Raw genomic sequence first — 15,208 nt, 5'->3', positions numbered from 1 at the left:
GTGCGCGAAGGCGTGCGGTTGGCCCGGAGTACCCGCCCCCTCGGCCGCGCGCGTCGTAGGTGAGGCGGCTCCGGAGAACCCCCTTCAGCGAAATGCCTTGTGCAGCCGGGAGTTACCGCCCGGCCGCCGAATCTGCCGCAGATTCGCTGGTCGGGGCACGTTATTAAATGTTTCTTGAGAGAGTGCACCGGCTGCGACGACCACGTCTGCCGCCTGATAGCTTGACGGATACGAATATCGGATTCTGCAAAGACCCTCGCGGCGCCGGTGCGGGACCGTGCGCAGGATCAGAACCTTGCTTGTCCGCTGGGTCGACCCGTTCACGCGGATGTGTGCTTGATCAGGAGTTTGCTTTGTCCGGTGCTAGAAATCTGAATTCCGCAATTTCGCAGCAGCGTCAACTCGGGGCAGGCCTGTCCGGTGAGCGCAGGTGAGCGCACCGGATTCGTGGTACCCGGCGCCGGCTCAGCACGGTCCGTTCCTTTCGCCGCAGGAATTGCTCGCCGCGATCAACGGGGGCGCCGATTGTGATCAGCCGCTCGCCCGCTGGGCTCGCACCCTCGGGTCGTTGTATCGGGACTGGCTGGCCGAACCGTCCGCCGTATGGGTCGGTCGCCAGATCGCGGAGGTCGCGCACACCATCGATGTGTGGATCACCGCGCAGCTTCCGCGGCCACGCCCCGGCGCTCCGCGTGGAATCGACACGGTGGGCGGGGTGATCGGCCGAGTCGCCGAAGCCGCCACCTATGCCCACTGGGCGCTCCACAACGCCGAGGACGCCCAGCGACATCGAGCCTGGCACCATCTGGCCGAGATGCGCGAGGGCTACGAGGACCTGGTGCGGGCGGTCCTGGACGGTTCGGTCAACCTGCCGAAGTCGTGGCCCACTATCAGCTGGCCGGCCGCGGCGACATAGAAATCCGCTCGGTCTCCCCGTTTCGAAGCGACGCGCCAGGGTCGGATCAGTCCGGCGGTTCCTGCGCGTGCTCGGTCTCGGCGATTTCCGGTGCACGTTCGCGGGTAGCCATCCCACCGTTCTTGCCCTGATCGGTGGGGCCGGGCCGGCCGCCTTCAGGTTCGGTGTCTTCGTCGTCGTGGTCTTTCGGTCGGGACATGCCTTGCTCCTTCGACTGCGGTTCGCTGTACTCACTTCCGCGCAACGCCGACCAGGGCGTTACCCGATGTCGCGGTGACGGCGGGAACTCAGCTCACTGTCGAGCGAATCACTCGGGTGCGCCGGGTCCCTGTTCGACTGCGTCCGCCGCGTCGACCGAATTTCCTGATTCTTTGTCGGCGCCGATGCCGGGCGCCGACCCCGCCGCTTGCGGCGCCGAACCGGGGACGACGTCGTGCCGTGGCTCGTCCGTGCCCGCATCTCGCGAGGCGTCGGAGGTATCGCCGGATGCTGTCATTGCCCTTCCTTCCTCATCGGGGCGTCGTCGCTTCGAACTACCCCGAAGCCATACGGGCAAACCGGCGCGGTCGGCACCGAAGAGCGGTGAGCCCGACGATGATGGTGAACCCACAGAACCCGCGTGCCTAGATCGCCGTTGGAGCACCCGTGGCGACGACGGTCGCCACCCCTGGCGCGAATCCACCTCCGGCCGGCGACAACGGCCAATCCGTGGCGAGACGAAACCTTGCGCCGATCATCGCGACCGCATTCAGCACCGCGTCTACGCCGTCCCAACCTCTCGCGATCGCGCAGGTTTCGCCGTCGACCCGAAACAGACACAGCATGCCGTCCCCGCCGACAGCCGGGACAGGTCGGCAGATGGCAATCGTGTGCCGGTCGCCGGCATGGGTGATCGTCTGCGTCGCCACAACATCGGCGCCGTCCACTGCATCGGGGCGATCACCAGCGGGTGGTACCGGAAAGCCGAGATTCGCCGGGACGACAAACCGCGCCGACGCGCCGCGATTCGCCTGCGCCAGCAAGTCACCGATCTCGAGTAAAGCCCGGTAGAGCGCCGCCAGCGAATCGGGGCCTTCGGTGGTGCGCCGCGTGTCCGCCAGCCGATAGGCGCACTCCACCTTTCCGCCAACCGGTCGCGGCCGACCGACCTCGATGGCCACGATCTGGCCGCCTTCGGTGACGCGCCGGGACAAGATCGGTACTTCGACGGTCTTTCTCACAACGCCTCCCACTCATGGCATCCACGCGGGCTGCCGCGGATTTTCCTAGCGCAGTAGTACTGAGGCGGATATGACTCAGCCGCGCAGAGATCGGTGCTCGAACCGACGCCAGATCCGGGTGGGCTGCAGCCACATGCGAAGCCCCCACGAGCCCAACAGAGCCGAAAGGAACATGTGCAGGCAAAAGGCGATGACGACGAGCTCTGCCCCGTAGTCGCGGGTCCACTCCCCCATTGCCGAGGACGCGATGCATCCCGCCGCCACGAGCACGAACGACACAATGACGGCCAGCGGCGCCAACGGCGCCAACTCGTCGCCGCGTTCCTCCGAGATGGCGCGCGGACCGTCGCGATGCTCCTGTAGCGCGAACCGATTATCGAAGTGAGCTCTGGTGTAGACCATGAATCCTCCCACCCGGCTACCCCAGCCGGACCATTTCTCTTATGCGCCCGTTCATTCCCCCTATAACGACGATGAGCTCACCCGAGATTTGCGGTCGCCGCAATCGGTGCCGCGATCTCGATGACCCATAGAGTGCCAGATGGTGGAAGTCGATGGAAGCAGAAACCGAAATTCCCTCGCCTCGCGAATGGCCGTTATTTATCGGTGACAATTGGCCGTTCTCCCTGATACGAGGTCACACGCGGCAAGCAGGCGCTTCACGGATCGGGCAGGCAAGAATTTCACCGGCGTAGTTTATGCAATCGTGACAAATGTCGGCACGACACGACTTCGAGCAGCTTGTCATGCTATTTGCTTCCCGATGGAATCCCGAGTCCGAATCACACTCGGCACTCCCAGCATGAATTGCCATTCACTTGCGTTGCCACTTGCACACCGGCACACCTCGAACGCAATCCACCGACCCGAGGCAGTGATAGCGGCCAGGCATCGACATCCGCGCCGACCCCGAGAGAACAGCACCGAACAAATGCGTGCACGGACAGTCAATTGCGCCCGGTCGGGGTTTCGACCTCGTCGACATCCTTGTCGAAACGTAGACCTCGCCAACTCGGATGCCGCAACCGGCCGTCGCCGGTCCATTCCGTGAACGCCACTTCCCCGACCAGTTTCGGCTGCACCCACGAGACCCCGTCCGGGGTACGGCCGATGCCCGATATCGGCGGATCGGTGCGGTGCAGCGGTGCGAGCTGTTCGAAGAGGTCGGCGAGCATCGCGGTCGTGAATCCGGTGCCCACACTGCCGGCGTATTCCAGGCTGCCGCGATCATCGGGCACGGCGACCAGCAAGGATCCGATCTGCCCGGCACGGCGACCGGCGCCCTTCTTCCAGCCGATCAGCACGACCTCTTGGTGAGTGACATTCTTGACCTTTGTCCAGGCGGGGCTGCGCTGCCCGGGCAGGTACCAGCTGTTGCGACGCTTACAGATGATGCCTTCCAGCCCGAGTTCCCGCGAGACCGCCAGGGCGTCGGCGGCGGGACCGGGGAGCAAGTGCGGGACCCGCCAATGCGAGCGGGTCAACCTGAGATGTTCGAGGAGCTCGCGTCGCTGGGCATAGGGCAATTCGATCAGCGACCGGTCGCCGATGTGGAGAAGGTCGAAGATCATGTAAGTCGCCGGAGTCGATTGCGCGAGGGCGCGGATAGTGGCTGGATTGCGCTGATGCATCCGCGGCGCCAATGCCTGGAACGAGGATCGGCCCGCGTGTTCGATCACGATCTCGCCGTCGACCACGAACCCGGGCTCGGCCGGGGCGAGCCCGGACAGCTCGGGCCAGGCGACGGTGATGTCGTTGCCGTTGCGCGACTCGAGCCGCAATTCGTCGTCGATATAGGCAATGGCCCGGACGCCGTCGTATTTCACTTCGTATGCCCAGCGGTCATCGTCGGCAGGTAGATGGCCCGCCGTGGCCAGCATCGCGGCATAGTGCGGCAATCGGGTCATACAGGCCTCGCCATCACCTGATCAATCCCCTGGACACCGTCAGCAAACATTCAGCATAGCTCTGGTGCGTTACGCGCCGATGTCACGACGACCAGCTCGACCACCGTGCGGCCGTCCCGAATCCACTGCCATTGGGGGCAGCGACAGGAGGGCCGCTCGGAGCGGGTCAGCGATCAGGTCGCGGCAGGTGCAGCGGTGATACACCGTCCATGATCTCGGTCCACCACGGCTCGAGCGGGCTGGGCTCGGGCCACCGGATCGTGGTCGGATCGGTCGGTTCGGCTTGTTCTTGTCGTTCGATGGCGTAGTCGATCGGCATCGGTGATCCAGTCGGTGCGCTCAGGGTGGCCGGGTCCGTGACCCGGCCACCGGATTGCAGGGAGGTCGAATTCAGCTCATTCGAAAGGGCTTCGGGGATCGTTCGATACGGATCACCTCACTTTCGGGACAGCACCGGTGACGAACCGGCAAAACGGCTGCTACGAGGTTGCGTGCGCGGCGGAGGGCTGCGCTGAGTGGGCGCGACCGAACCAGCCGCCCCGGTGATCGAGGCAGTCATCGCCGACCTCTTTCACGGGCTCAGGCGTTGATCGCCTGGCGTTCGCGGTCGTGGTCGCGGGCGATCTCGATCTTGCGGGGTTTGGCCTTCTCCGCGACCGGGATCGACAGGCGCAGAACTCCGTCGCGGTAGTCGGCGCGGATCTGGTCGGTGTCGAGGCTTTCGCCGAGGAACAGCTGTCGGCTGAACACTCCGCGCGGACGCTCCGCGGCGATCATCGACCGATTCACGTCGAGGCCGGGCCGGGACGCGCGCACGGTCACCACATTGCGCTCGACGTCCAGATCCAGCGAGTCCGGGTCGATTCCGGGCAGATCGAGCTCGACGACGAACTCGTCCCCGTCGCGCCAGGCATCCATCGGCATCGCCGCCGGTTGCGCTGCTGTGCCGAACATCTGCTGGGTCCACCGGTCCAGATCACGGAAGGGATCGGTGCGCATCAACATGGTCGCCACCTCCAACTCACTCCATTCTCACTAGGATGATGATCAGATAACCTATGTCATCTGGCATAGATATTTTCTAGCACTCTACCCAGGTGAGTGCAAGTACTGGAGACAGGTAATCTGAGAATGAATGACACCGAATCGAGGTGAGGACACAGATGATCTCCCGGCACGGCTCAGGGCCGCCACCAGCACAGGCGGTGTATGCGATCTCGGTTGCCGCGGAGTTGGCCGGCATCGGGGTCCAGACCCTGCGCCTGTACGAGCAGCACGGCTTGCTCATTCCCGCACGCAGTGCCGGTGGCACCCGTCGTTACAGCGGTGACGATCTGACGCGCCTGCACCGGATTACCACCCTCACCGGCGAGGGGGTCAATCTGACCGCGGTGGCTCGCATCCTCGAACTCGAAGACACTGTCGCGCGCCTGCGCGCGGAACGCGATCGACTACGCGCCAAGCCGAAGTAGACGCCCCTGAGCAGGGCAACTCGCCACGTCCGTCAGCTCAATCGTTCAGTCAGCTCGACGGTGACTTCGTCACCATCGGTCTTTCCGATGCGGCGGCGGATCTCGGCGGCGACAGGAAGCTTGTGGGTACCGTCGCCGAGTGCCATGAACGACGATGTGAACGGGACACCGTCCACCGTTCCCTTCACCTTGACCAGCCCCCGGGTGCCGAAGATCCGCGCGGAGTCGGGCAGTTGCACGCACGTCCACGTGTCACCCTCCCTGACCTTTCCGAGGACAGCGGTGAACGTGATGTCGATCGGTCCCGGTGCGGTGTTCATGAGAGCTCCTGTCGAGGTTCGGGATTCAGACGAACATGCCGAGCACGACACCGCTGACGACCAGCTTGAGAACCCAGTCGGTCATATGCACCAGGGCGGTCGGTATCGGCACGTTCTCGTGGACGACGGCACCGGCGAGGATGGTCACCGGGAGTACCGCCACGATCGCACCTACCGCCGCCCCGGCGGCGATGCCATGCCGATCGCCGGCGACGAGCAGTGTCGCCAGCACCGCCGCGGCCAGCAGCCCACGCAGCACCACGAACAGCATCTGGACCGGCATGCCGATTCCGGGACGCGGGGTACTCGTCCTCGACACCAGCGCGGCGATCGGCGGTGTCGCGTACAGCAGTGCGCTGATGACGAACGAGACGACCGCCGCAACGACGACACCTGCAACTATCATGGCCAGCTCCTTGAGTACGATGCAGTACTCAATTTAGGAGGATGAATAAGTACTGTCAAGTACTAATATGGGGAGCATGACCTCTTCTGCTCGACGCCGCGGCCGACCACCCGGGAAGTCCGGCGCCGAATTACTCACCGTCGCCCGCGAGGTGTTTCTCGAGCGCGGGTTCGCGGGGTCGACGATGGACGAGATCGCCGCACGCGCCGGGATCTCCAAAACATCGCTGTATCGCGAACATCCGTCGAAAGAGGGCCTGTTCGCCGCGGTCGTGGAGCACTGGACCGCCGCCGGGCGTGATGCGATGCGCCCCGCCCTGTCCGAACTCGAGACCGCCGAGGATGTGCGCGAGGGCCTACTCGTCTGGGCACGAACCCTGCTGGCCGGCGTCCTCTCGCCGACCGTGGTGGAGATGCGCCGGCTGGTCACCGCCGAGGCGGCCCGTCTGCCCGAGGTCGGAGCAACGTATCTGCACCAGAGCTGGGTCCGCAATATCGGCGCTCTCGCCACCACACTGCAGGTGCTCGACGCACGCGACATGCTCGCGATCCCCGACCCCCAGACCGCTGCCGAACAGCTCACCTGGCTGGTCGTGGGCGCACCGCTGAACGCCCGAATACTCGATGCCACAGCAGCATCGGCGAACACGCCCGACGCAGCGATAGATCTTTTCCTGGACGCTTACCGACCAGCCCTGACCGCATCCGAACCCGGCGGTCCGTGATGCGGCCACACGTTCAGGCGAGCGCCTCGTCCGCGAGTGCTCGTGCCGCCTCGTCGGGCGCGTAATTCGCCAGCGCGAGGACAAGGCTTCGGATCCCGGTCCGCGCGGATGGCGGCAAGTGCGCGTGGCGTGCGACATCGAGCTCGTTGGCGATCGTCAGCACCGCGAAATCATGCAGTTCAGCACCCTGGACCAGCGTGCAAGTGCCGGTGAAGCGGTCGATCACCGACAGCGGCTCTCGCCCGAGGTCGCGGTATGTCCGTTCGCGGTCGCACTTGCCGTAGAGATAGACCAGATCCTCGGCGTCGTGCCCGATCACGTTCGCGAGCCGCGGCCGATCGGTCGTCGGCAGGAGCTCGACAGCGAATCCGTCCGTGCCATAGGACGCGTGGCAGATCGCGGCCAGACGGGTTCGCGGCGTGGCGTTCCATTCGACCACGAGGGCATGGACCCGGCGCAGGTGAGCGTGCAGAGTTCCTCCGGGGTGTTCGATCTCTTCGGCACCGAGAACCCGCTGTAGGTCGAATGCGCTCTGAACAGCGTGGGCGGTAGCGAGCCAGGTGCCGGCGTGCTCCGAGACGATGCGCGCGAGCTCGTCGGGAGCCTCCCGGGCGACGAGATGTCCGGCATCCGGCACACAGGTAACCGTGACACGACGATCGGCGAGAAACCGATCCACTTCGGCGTCGGTGAGCGGCGACCGTCCGCCGCGCACGAGCAGCATCGGGACCGCGGATCCGACGGCCGTCGCATGCAGCGCAGGCCCCGCCGCGAGGCTGTCTTCCACCAGTTCCGTGCGTTGATCGCGAAGACCTATTTCACCGAGCCAGGCGCGTACCCGATCCGGATCGGAATTCGGCACCACATCGACAAGGATCAGACCGGCCACACGACGCGCAATATCCGGTTCGCCGAGGGCGGCGACGGCAGCGAGCCCGCCGACGGAGGCGCCCACCACAACGAGCGGTGCCGGCTCGCGCCGCACCATTTCGGCCACGTCATCGGCAACCGCCCGGAGGACTCTCGCCTCGCCGGTGCTGTCGCCGTGTCCTCGCAGATCGAAGGCGACCGTCCGGAATCCGGCCGCGGCGATCTGCGACGCGACCGGAGCCCACACGCCGCGATGCTCGCCTCCCGCGTGGAGCAGGAGCACCGTCGGGCCCGCGCCGATCACGGTGCCGCGCAAGGTGACATCTCCCAGGCTGATGCTCACGTCGGTCATGAGCGGACCGATCGCCGGCAACCGAGGCCACCGCTGTCCGTGAGCACACCGTTCGGTCGCGGATCGTCCTTGCGCACAGCAGGATCGGTCGTATTCATGACGCTCCTCGGCGAACTTCGGGAACGACGTGGTTCCGTCGCAGACTGCGGAATTCGGGTCGACACCCGCCCCGCGTCCTGCGTCCCGATCCGGGACGTATCAGTGATGCGGGGCGGGTTGCCGCCCTGGTTCCACGACCATCATCAGCGACAAACCATCAGCGGGTCAATCCTCGGTTTCCCTTGGCCGACCCCGAGATTCACCACACCGGCAGCCAGAGCTCAGTCCGCGACGACCTCGCTGCGGTCACCGCTCCACAGAGTGTGGAACTTGCCGTCGGCGTCGATGCGCTCGTAGGTGTGTGCGCCGAAGAAGTCACGCTGGCCCTGGGTCAGCGCGGCGGGCAGGCGCTCTGCGCGCAGTGCGTCGTAGTACGACAGCGAGGACGCGAACGCCGGGACCGGGATACCGAGCAGGGTGGCGGTGGACACCACGCGCCGCCAGCTGTCGATCGCGGTCTCGATGGCCTCGCGGAAGTACGGCGCGAGGATCAGGCTCGGCAGGGCGGGGTCCTGCTCGTAGGCTTCCTTGATCCGGTTCAGGAACCGGGCCCGGATGATGCAGCCGCCGCGCCAGATCGTCGCCAGATCGCCGGGGTGCAGATCCCAGCCGTACTCGGCGCTGCCCGCGGCGATCTGGTCGAAGCCCTGTGCGTAGGCGACGACCTTGGACGCGTACAGCGCCTGCCGGATGTCCTCGGTGAACTGCTCGACATCGGTGGGCTTGTCGGCGAGCGTGCCCGAGGCGAGACCCACCGCGGCTTTGCGCTGGGCACGCGAACCCGACAGCGCCCTGGCGAAGACCGCCTCCGCGATGCCGGTCACCGGCACACCGAGATCGAGCGCGGACTTGACCGTCCAGCGGCCGGTGCCCTTCTGCTCGGCGGCGTCGACGATCACGTCGACCAGCGGCTTGCCGGTCTTCGCGTCGACCTGCGCGAGCACCTGCGCGGTGATCTCGACCAGGTAGCTCTCCAGGTCCCCGGAATTCCACTGTGTGAACACGTCCGCGATCTGCCCGGCGCCGAAACCGAGCGCGTCACGGAACAGGTTGTAAGCCTCACCGATCAGCTGCATATCGGCGTATTCGATGCCGTTGTGCACCATCTTGACGAAGTGTCCGGAACCGTCGGGGCCGATGTGGGTACAGCACGGCGTGCCGTCGACCTGCGCCGCGATCGACTCGAGCAGCGGGCCGAGCGATTCGTAGGATTCCTTGGGCCCGCCCGGCATGATCGCGGGACCGTTGAGCGCGCCTTCCTCACCACCCGAGATGCCTGCCCCGACGAAGTTGAGGCCACGTTCGGCCATGGCGGCCTCGCGGCGAATCGTGTCGGTGTAGAGGGCGTTGCCGCCGTCGATGATGATGTCGCCCGGCTCCATCACGGCAGCCAGCTCCTCGATGACGGTGTCGGTGGCCTCGCCCGCCTTGACCATGATCAGCACCCGTCGCGGCTTCTCGAGCGCCGCGACGAACTCCTCCACGGTCTCGGTGCGGACGAAGTCGCCGTCACCGCCGTGTTCGGCGAGCAGCGCGTCGGTCTTGGCCACGGAGCGGTTGTGCAGCGCGACGGTGTAGCCGTGCTTGGCGAAGTTGCGGGCGATGTTGCTGCCCATCACTGCCAGGCCGGTGACACCGATGTGCGCACGCGCGGTAGAGGTCGACATTGATCAGCTCTCTTCGTTCGGCGATTCGATGGGTGCGGAAGACGAACTCCTTTGCAGGCAAGTTACTGGGTGCCGGTTCGCCGCCGAACACCTACCACCGTGACCGGGGCTACACGGCGAACCGGGCCCGGCCCGCGTGTCGGCGGTCGCTGCTAGTGTCGGTCGAGTTCTGACACGGGGTGTCTCGCGACCGCGAGGCTGAGAACAGACCCGCTGAACCTGTTCAGGTAATGCTGACGAAGGGATGTCACGGTGTTGCACGCCCACACCACAAATACCGGCCTGTTCACCGATCACCTCTGGGACCGCACCAAGGTCCTGCGGAGCGCGATCGATGAGCTGGAATTCCTGCGGCACCTCGGCGAGGGCACCTTGCCGCTCGAGGTGTTCCGGACCTACATCGAACAGGATTCGCTGTATCTGACCGGGTACTCGAAGGCGCTGGCGATTCTCGCCGCCAAGTCGCCGAACCCGCAGACCGCGGCTTTCTGGGCGACCTCGTCCGCGAACGCCGCCGCTGTCGAGTCGGCCATGCACGACCAGATGCTCACCGGCGGAGCCCTGCCCCCGCGGCAGGGCGAGCCGGAGCATTCCCAGACCTGCCTGGCCTATGTCTCCTACTTGATCGCGGCCGCGGCGACCGAGTCCTACGCGGTCGCGGCGGCGGCCGCGCTGCCCTGTTTCTGGATCTATGCCGACGTGGGACGCGGCCTGGCCGAGAGTGCCGCGAAGGTGATCGCCGCCGACGCCGCCCACCCGTACGCGCAGTGGGTCACCACCTACGGCGCGGAAGAGTTCCAGCAGGCCGCGGCCACGGCGCGATCGCTGGTCGACGCCGCTGCCGAGTCGGCGACCGAGCGTGAGCGGGCGGCGATGGAGAAGGCATTCATCCTCGCCGTGCGCTATGAGCTGATGTTCTGGGACACCGCCCTGCACCCGCAGCCCTGGCCTGCCGCATGAGCGGGCGGCTGCGCCGCGCACTCGCGGTCATGGCAACCACCGTCGCGACCCTGTCGCTGGTCACCGCCTGCGGTTCGGGGGGCGGCTCCGATCAGACCATCCGCTTCGCGCTGGACTGGACGCCCAACACCAATCACTCCGGACTGTACGTCGCATTGCAGCGCGGCTACTTCGCCGACGCCGGCCTGGATGTGCAGGTGCTGCCCTACAACAACACCTCGGTCGACACGGTGGTCGATGCCGGGAACGCCGAATTCGGGATCAGTACCCACAATTCGTCGACGTTCGCCCGCGCCTCGGGTGCGCGCATCCAGTCGGTGCTCGCGCCCCTGCAGCACTGGGCGACCGGGATCGGTGTGCGCGCCGACCGTGCCGACCTCGCGAGCCCGAAGAATCTGGACGGCAAGACCTACGCCGGTTTCGGTGACCCGGGTGAGAAGGAGTCACTCGCGCAGGTCATCCGCAACGACGGCGGCACCGGCGAATTCACCTCCGTCATGCTGGGATCGTCGGCGTACGAGGCCGTCTACTCCGGGAAAGCGGACTTCACCGTCTCGTATCTGGCGTGGGAGGGCATCGAGGCCGAACACTACGGCACTCCGATGAAGTACTTCCGCTACACCGATTTCGGATTCCCCGACTCCTACGCCATCGTGATCGACGCCAACGAAGGCTGGCTCGCCCAGAACCCCGACCGCGCGAAGAAGTTCGTCCAGGCCCTGCAACGCGGCTACCAGTTCGCCGCGGACAACCCGGACGCCGCCGCCCAGGACCTCATCGACGCCAACCCGGGCGCGTTCAACGACGAGAAGCTGGTCTTCGACAGTCAGCGAATGCTGGCCGACCAGTTCATGAAGGACCCGAACGGCCGAGTCGGTACCCAGACCGTGGAGCAGTGGTCAGCGAATTCCCGATTCCTGTATCGCAGCGGCCTGCTCAACGGGCCCGACGGTAAACCACTGACCACCGAGCCCGACTGGTCGACGTATTTCACCGATGACTACCTTGCCAACCCGTGACCGGTCCGTAGACGCGCAAGCCCTGTCCAGCGACCGGGCCGGTCGCTGGACAGGGATCCGGTGGGCGGTGCCATCGATCGTCACGGTGGCGGTCCTCGTGGCCGTGTGGCAGATCTATGTCATCACCAGCGGTGTGCGTCCGCAGGTGCTGCCCTCGCCGGTGCGTGTGGTCGAGCAGGGCTGGGCGCATCGCGACGAGATCGCTACCCACGCGGCCGCCACCTTGCAGGTGACGCTGATCGGTTTCGCGGTCTCGCTGAGCGCGGCATGGATACTGGCGGTGGTCGTCGACTTCTCGCCCTGGCTGCGACGCGCGCTGGTGCCGTTGTTCGTGGCGTCGCAGACCGTGCCGATCGTCGCGATCGCACCGTTGATGATCATCTGGTTCGGGTTCGGTCTCCTGCCGAAGATCCTGGTGGTCGCACTGGTCACCTTCTTCCCGATGGCCATCGGCCTGATCGAAGGGTTCGCCGCGGCAGACCGTGACGCGGGCGCGCTGCTACGCAGTATGGGCGCGTCCCGCGTGCAGGAGTTCCGGTATGTGCGGCTGCCCTCCGCGCTGCCGCGATTCTTCACCTCGTTGCGGATCGCGATCACCTACGCGGTCGTCGGTGCGGTGTTCGCCGAATATGTCGGCGCCAGTGTCGGTCTCGGCATCTACATGAGCCTGCAGAAGAATTCGTTCCGCACCGATCTGGTACTGGCGGCGGTCTTGGTGACCGCGTTGCTGAGTATCGCGCTCTACCTGACGACGTTCGCGGTCGAGCGCCTGGTCGCGCCGTGGGCGCGCGCGGAGAACAGGAGCCGGCGTGACTGACGCAGCAGGCGACCGGATCGTCGTCGACCAAATCACCAAGTCGTTCCCCCAGCCCGGTCGTGGCAGCCCTGGTCTCGAGGTGTTGGGCGGGGTGTCGTTCACGGTCCGATCGGGCGAGTTCGTCACGGTCATCGGCCCCAGCGGCTGCGGCAAGAGCACGGTGTTCAACATGCTGGCCGGACTCGAATCCCCCGACTCCGGCAACGTCGGCTTCCGTGCGGCCGACGGCGAGGACACCGCGTCGCACTGCGCCTACATGCCGCAGAAAGACCTGCTGTTCCCGTGGCGAACCATCCTCGACAACACCATCCTCGGTTTGCGCGTGCAGGGTGTCCCGAAATCAGAGGCCAGGCGCCGCGCTCGCGAACTGTTCCCGGTATTCGGCCTGTCCGGTTTCGAGGATGCCCGCCCGTCCCAGCTGTCGGGCGGGATGCGGCAGCGGGCCGCACTGCTGCGCACCGTCGTCCAGGAGCGCGAGTTGCTGTTGCTCGACGAACCCTTCGGCGCACTCGACTCACTGACTCGCACCGAGATGCAGGCGTGGTTGCAAGAGGTCTGGCAGCGCTACCGGTGGATGGTCCTGATGATCACCCACGATGTCCGTGAGGCGGTGTACCTGTCGGACCGGGTGATCGTGCTGTCGGCGCGTCCGGCCACCGTGCGCCGCGAACTGCGTATCGATCTGCCGCGCCCGCGCGGGTTGTCCATGATCACCGCCCCTGAATTCGTCGCACTGGAGGAAGAACTTCTCGCGATCCTGCACGAGGAGTCGCGGCGCTCACTCGAGCAGTCGCTGGGTCGAGCGACGAAACGCCCAGACGACGACCACTAACGCCAGCGCCAGCAGCGGGGTTCCCATGACGATCTTGGCGGTGGCCAGCCAACCGGCGGCATCGATGTCGTAGAGCCAGTCCTGGACGAAGTAGCGTGCCGTGAACACCGCGGCGAGGGCGAGGGTGGCGATATCGTGCCCGCGCAGTGACGGGCGGTCCTGCCGCCAGGCGAACTCGTTTCCGTGCAGCATGTTCCACAGCACCCCGGTCAGTGGTCGGCGTGCCAGCAGCGAGACGAGTGCGACAACGGCGCCGGCCAGACTGGCCCAGATGCCGACCAGGAAGAATCCGCCTGCCGACCCGGTCCACGCGGCGACACCACCGGCGACGACGACTCCGACGAGCCCGCCGCTCGCCGGGACGGCCGGCTCACCGCGGACGATCCGACATCCCATGAGCGCCACCGCGACGGTGACGGCGGACCCGATGGCAATCGGTAGTGCCACCAGCGCATTCGCCACGACGAACGCGATGATCGGTATCGCCGTGTAGATCATTCCTGTGGTGCCGCCGAGTTGGTCGACCAGCCGCTGCGTAGGGTCGGCCGTCGATACCCGCGAGGCGGCGGACTCGTCGACGTCGCGGTGGGATTCGGGCTGAATCATCGTGCTCTCCAAGCGGTTGCGCGAAAAGGTGTGTGCTAGGCACAGCTCCAACGTTCGTCGCCGCGAACGTCGGAAACCAGTGCGCGCCACCACCTTTTCCGATGACACCCTCATGGATGCGACATGACATCTGTCACGACAGCCGGCCCGGGATCGCCCGCGTGCTCAGCGCATGGGTTCCATCAGGCTCAGCAACCCGAGATCCTCGGCGAGCGCGCCGTCCTGGCCGAGCGCGGCGAAGTCGGCCTCGACCTCCGACAGGGCGAGCTTGCCCGCACGCACCGCGCGGTAGCGCACATACGACCAGAGGAAGACGTCGAGGTTGTCGAAGCGGGTCCCGCCCTCGAGGACCTCTTCCTCGTGAAACCACACCGCGACCTGACCGGTGGTGAGCACGACGTAGAGGTTGCCGCCGCCGTCTGCCCCGAGGGAGAACACGTCCTCGTCGGTCAGTTCGGTCGTGTAGTCCGCATCGAGAATCCCGCAGCCGTTGCCGGCGAAGTCGAAAGCGTAGGACCAGTCGAAGATGTCGAGGAACTGCGGCAGCCGACCGGAACGAACCCGGCGGTCGAAGGCCGCGAGTGCGGCAGCGCCGACCGGAGGCAGACGTTCGAGAAACGGTTCCACCGAACGAGTTCCGGCGGAGACGACGACAGGTTCGCCGTCACCGAACCAGTGGGCGAGATCGGCATCGAGGCCACGATCGGTATAGCCGACGAGGTCGGCGAGGGTGAGCGTCACGCCGAAATTGTAGAAAACGACATCCGACAGGCGCGATCGCATGTCGCGGTCCGGATGTCGGGTCACTCAGTGTATTTTCGGGACTCGAGCAAGTGGCCCGCCGACTCGTCATCGACGTCGCGCCGCTGCATCTGAGTGCGGCCCGGTTCGGTCTCACCGAACCGGTGAAATACACGATGGGCGCCCGCGATGCCGCCAGGGTCATCCGGGTGCTGCACCCGCGCATCACGGTGCCGGTGAACTACGAAGGCTGGACCCCATTTCAGCGAAAGTAAGGGTG

At 66.0% G+C, this 15,208-nt stretch carries 21 protein-coding genes and 1 riboswitch; of the genes, 8 read left to right on the top strand and 13 right to left on the bottom strand.

The window, feature by feature from the left end; translation table 11 throughout:
• Positions 1-430 precede the first annotated feature (430 nt).
• Positions 431-916: a hypothetical protein gene (locus tag ACWF99_RS00510; RefSeq protein WP_452533744.1), complete on the top strand. Its 486-nt coding sequence runs from the start codon at positions 431-433 to the stop codon at positions 914-916.
• A 46-nt stretch (positions 917-962) separates the two neighbouring features.
• On the opposite strand, the gene ACWF99_RS00505 is transcribed toward ACWF99_RS00510, so the two are convergent.
• The 7 genes from ACWF99_RS00505 to ACWF99_RS00475 all read right to left on the bottom strand — a co-directional run bounded on the left by ACWF99_RS00505 (position 963) and on the right by ACWF99_RS00475 (position 5,048).
• The gene (locus ACWF99_RS00505; protein WP_378653219.1) at positions 963-1,115 is read right to left on the bottom strand and encodes a hypothetical protein; all 153 of its coding nucleotides are present in this window, start codon (positions 1,113-1,115) and stop codon (positions 963-965) included.
• Between the two features lie 108 nt (positions 1,116-1,223).
• A complete protein-coding gene (locus ACWF99_RS00500; protein ID WP_452533743.1) occupies positions 1,224-1,412 on the bottom strand; it encodes a hypothetical protein in 189 nt (62 codons plus the stop codon).
• A 127-nt stretch (positions 1,413-1,539) separates the two neighbouring features.
• Entirely contained in the window at positions 1,540-2,076 is a 537-nt protein-coding gene (locus tag ACWF99_RS00495) for a hypothetical protein (RefSeq protein WP_452533741.1), read from the bottom strand.
• A gap of 135 nt (positions 2,077-2,211) precedes the next feature.
• Complete coding sequence (locus tag ACWF99_RS00490) at positions 2,212-2,538, bottom strand: hypothetical protein (RefSeq protein ID WP_452533739.1); 327 nt, start codon at positions 2,536-2,538, stop codon at positions 2,212-2,214.
• A 545-nt stretch (positions 2,539-3,083) separates the two neighbouring features.
• A complete protein-coding gene (gene ligD, locus ACWF99_RS00485) occupies positions 3,084-4,043 on the bottom strand; it encodes a non-homologous end-joining DNA ligase (RefSeq protein ID WP_452533737.1) in 960 nt (319 codons plus the stop codon).
• A 166-nt stretch (positions 4,044-4,209) separates the two neighbouring features.
• Entirely contained in the window at positions 4,210-4,362 is a 153-nt protein-coding gene (locus tag ACWF99_RS00480; RefSeq protein ID WP_378628523.1) for a hypothetical protein, read from the bottom strand.
• Between the two features lie 260 nt (positions 4,363-4,622).
• Positions 4,623-5,048 carry an Hsp20/alpha crystallin family protein gene (locus ACWF99_RS00475; protein WP_452533736.1) on the bottom strand — a complete coding sequence of 142 codons (426 nt, stop codon included), beginning with the start codon at positions 5,046-5,048 and terminating at the stop codon, positions 4,623-4,625.
• Between the two features lie 158 nt (positions 5,049-5,206).
• On the opposite strand from ACWF99_RS00475, the gene ACWF99_RS00470 reads away from it, so the two are divergent.
• The gene (locus ACWF99_RS00470; RefSeq protein ID WP_378628518.1) at positions 5,207-5,515 is read left to right on the top strand and encodes a MerR family transcriptional regulator; all 309 of its coding nucleotides are present in this window, start codon (positions 5,207-5,209) and stop codon (positions 5,513-5,515) included.
• A gap of 32 nt (positions 5,516-5,547) precedes the next feature.
• Here ACWF99_RS00470 and ACWF99_RS00465 read toward each other — a convergent pair whose 3' ends face one another.
• On the bottom strand, positions 5,548-5,835 hold the full coding sequence (locus ACWF99_RS00465) for a DUF1905 domain-containing protein (protein ID WP_378653232.1): 288 nt from the start codon (positions 5,833-5,835) through the stop codon (positions 5,548-5,550).
• 25 nt (positions 5,836-5,860) lie between these two features.
• Positions 5,861-6,241 (bottom strand): DUF1761 family protein, encoded by a 381-nt coding sequence (locus ACWF99_RS00460; RefSeq protein WP_378628513.1) that lies wholly within the window; start codon positions 6,239-6,241, stop codon positions 5,861-5,863.
• Between the two features lie 76 nt (positions 6,242-6,317).
• On the opposite strand from ACWF99_RS00460, the gene ACWF99_RS00455 reads away from it, so the two are divergent.
• Complete coding sequence (locus tag ACWF99_RS00455) at positions 6,318-6,965, top strand: TetR/AcrR family transcriptional regulator (protein WP_452533734.1); 648 nt, start codon at positions 6,318-6,320, stop codon at positions 6,963-6,965.
• Between the two features lie 13 nt (positions 6,966-6,978).
• Here ACWF99_RS00455 and ACWF99_RS00450 read toward each other — a convergent pair whose 3' ends face one another.
• Together ACWF99_RS00450 and gndA are read right to left on the bottom strand one after the other, a co-directional pair.
• Positions 6,979-8,187 carry an alpha/beta fold hydrolase gene (locus ACWF99_RS00450; RefSeq protein ID WP_452533732.1) on the bottom strand — a complete coding sequence of 403 codons (1,209 nt, stop codon included), beginning with the start codon at positions 8,185-8,187 and terminating at the stop codon, positions 6,979-6,981.
• Between the two features lie 320 nt (positions 8,188-8,507).
• A complete protein-coding gene (gene gndA / locus ACWF99_RS00445) occupies positions 8,508-9,953 on the bottom strand; it encodes an NADP-dependent phosphogluconate dehydrogenase (RefSeq protein WP_452533731.1) in 1,446 nt (481 codons plus the stop codon).
• Between the two features lie 165 nt (positions 9,954-10,118).
• A riboswitch (TPP riboswitch) is annotated at positions 10,119-10,215 on the top strand.
• Between gndA and ACWF99_RS00440 the strand changes: the two genes are divergently transcribed.
• From ACWF99_RS00440 to ACWF99_RS00425, 4 genes are all read left to right on the top strand, one after another.
• The gene (locus tag ACWF99_RS00440; protein ID WP_452533729.1) at positions 10,206-10,913 is read left to right on the top strand and encodes a TenA family protein; all 708 of its coding nucleotides are present in this window, start codon (positions 10,206-10,208) and stop codon (positions 10,911-10,913) included. Its footprint overlaps the riboswitch before it by 10 nt.
• Positions 10,910-11,932, top strand: coding sequence for an ABC transporter substrate-binding protein (locus ACWF99_RS00435; protein ID WP_452533727.1), 1,023 nt, complete (start codon positions 10,910-10,912; stop codon positions 11,930-11,932). Before ACWF99_RS00440 ends, ACWF99_RS00435 begins: the two co-directional genes overlap by 4 nt.
• Positions 11,910-12,749, top strand: coding sequence for an ABC transporter permease (locus ACWF99_RS00430; protein WP_378628501.1), 840 nt, complete (start codon positions 11,910-11,912; stop codon positions 12,747-12,749). Before ACWF99_RS00435 ends, ACWF99_RS00430 begins: the two co-directional genes overlap by 23 nt.
• Positions 12,742-13,581: an ABC transporter ATP-binding protein gene (locus ACWF99_RS00425; RefSeq protein ID WP_452533725.1), complete on the top strand. Its 840-nt coding sequence runs from the start codon at positions 12,742-12,744 to the stop codon at positions 13,579-13,581. The genes ACWF99_RS00430 and ACWF99_RS00425 overlap by 8 nt, the downstream gene beginning before the upstream one ends.
• Here the strand turns inward: ACWF99_RS00425 and ACWF99_RS00420 are convergent.
• Both ACWF99_RS00420 and ACWF99_RS00415 read right to left on the bottom strand, forming a co-directional pair.
• Positions 13,528-14,187 (bottom strand): DUF3159 domain-containing protein, encoded by a 660-nt coding sequence (locus ACWF99_RS00420; protein WP_452533724.1) that lies wholly within the window; start codon positions 14,185-14,187, stop codon positions 13,528-13,530. The two genes, ACWF99_RS00425 and ACWF99_RS00420, sit on opposite strands and share 54 nt — an antisense overlap.
• A 165-nt stretch (positions 14,188-14,352) precedes the next feature.
• On the bottom strand, positions 14,353-14,928 hold the full coding sequence (locus ACWF99_RS00415) for a hypothetical protein (protein ID WP_378653250.1): 576 nt from the start codon (positions 14,926-14,928) through the stop codon (positions 14,353-14,355).
• Positions 14,929-15,020: 92 nt separating this feature from the next.
• Between ACWF99_RS00415 and ACWF99_RS00410 the strand changes: the two genes are divergently transcribed.
• Positions 15,021-15,203 (top strand): hypothetical protein, encoded by a 183-nt coding sequence (locus ACWF99_RS00410; RefSeq protein ID WP_452533722.1) that lies wholly within the window; start codon positions 15,021-15,023, stop codon positions 15,201-15,203.
• The last annotated feature ends 5 nt before the right edge of the window (positions 15,204-15,208 follow it).

The sequence above is a fragment of the Nocardia sp. NPDC055002 genome (assembly GCF_053608825.1).
Note: the sequence above shows the minus strand (reverse complement) of the source record. Positions and strands in the feature narration are given on the sequence as shown.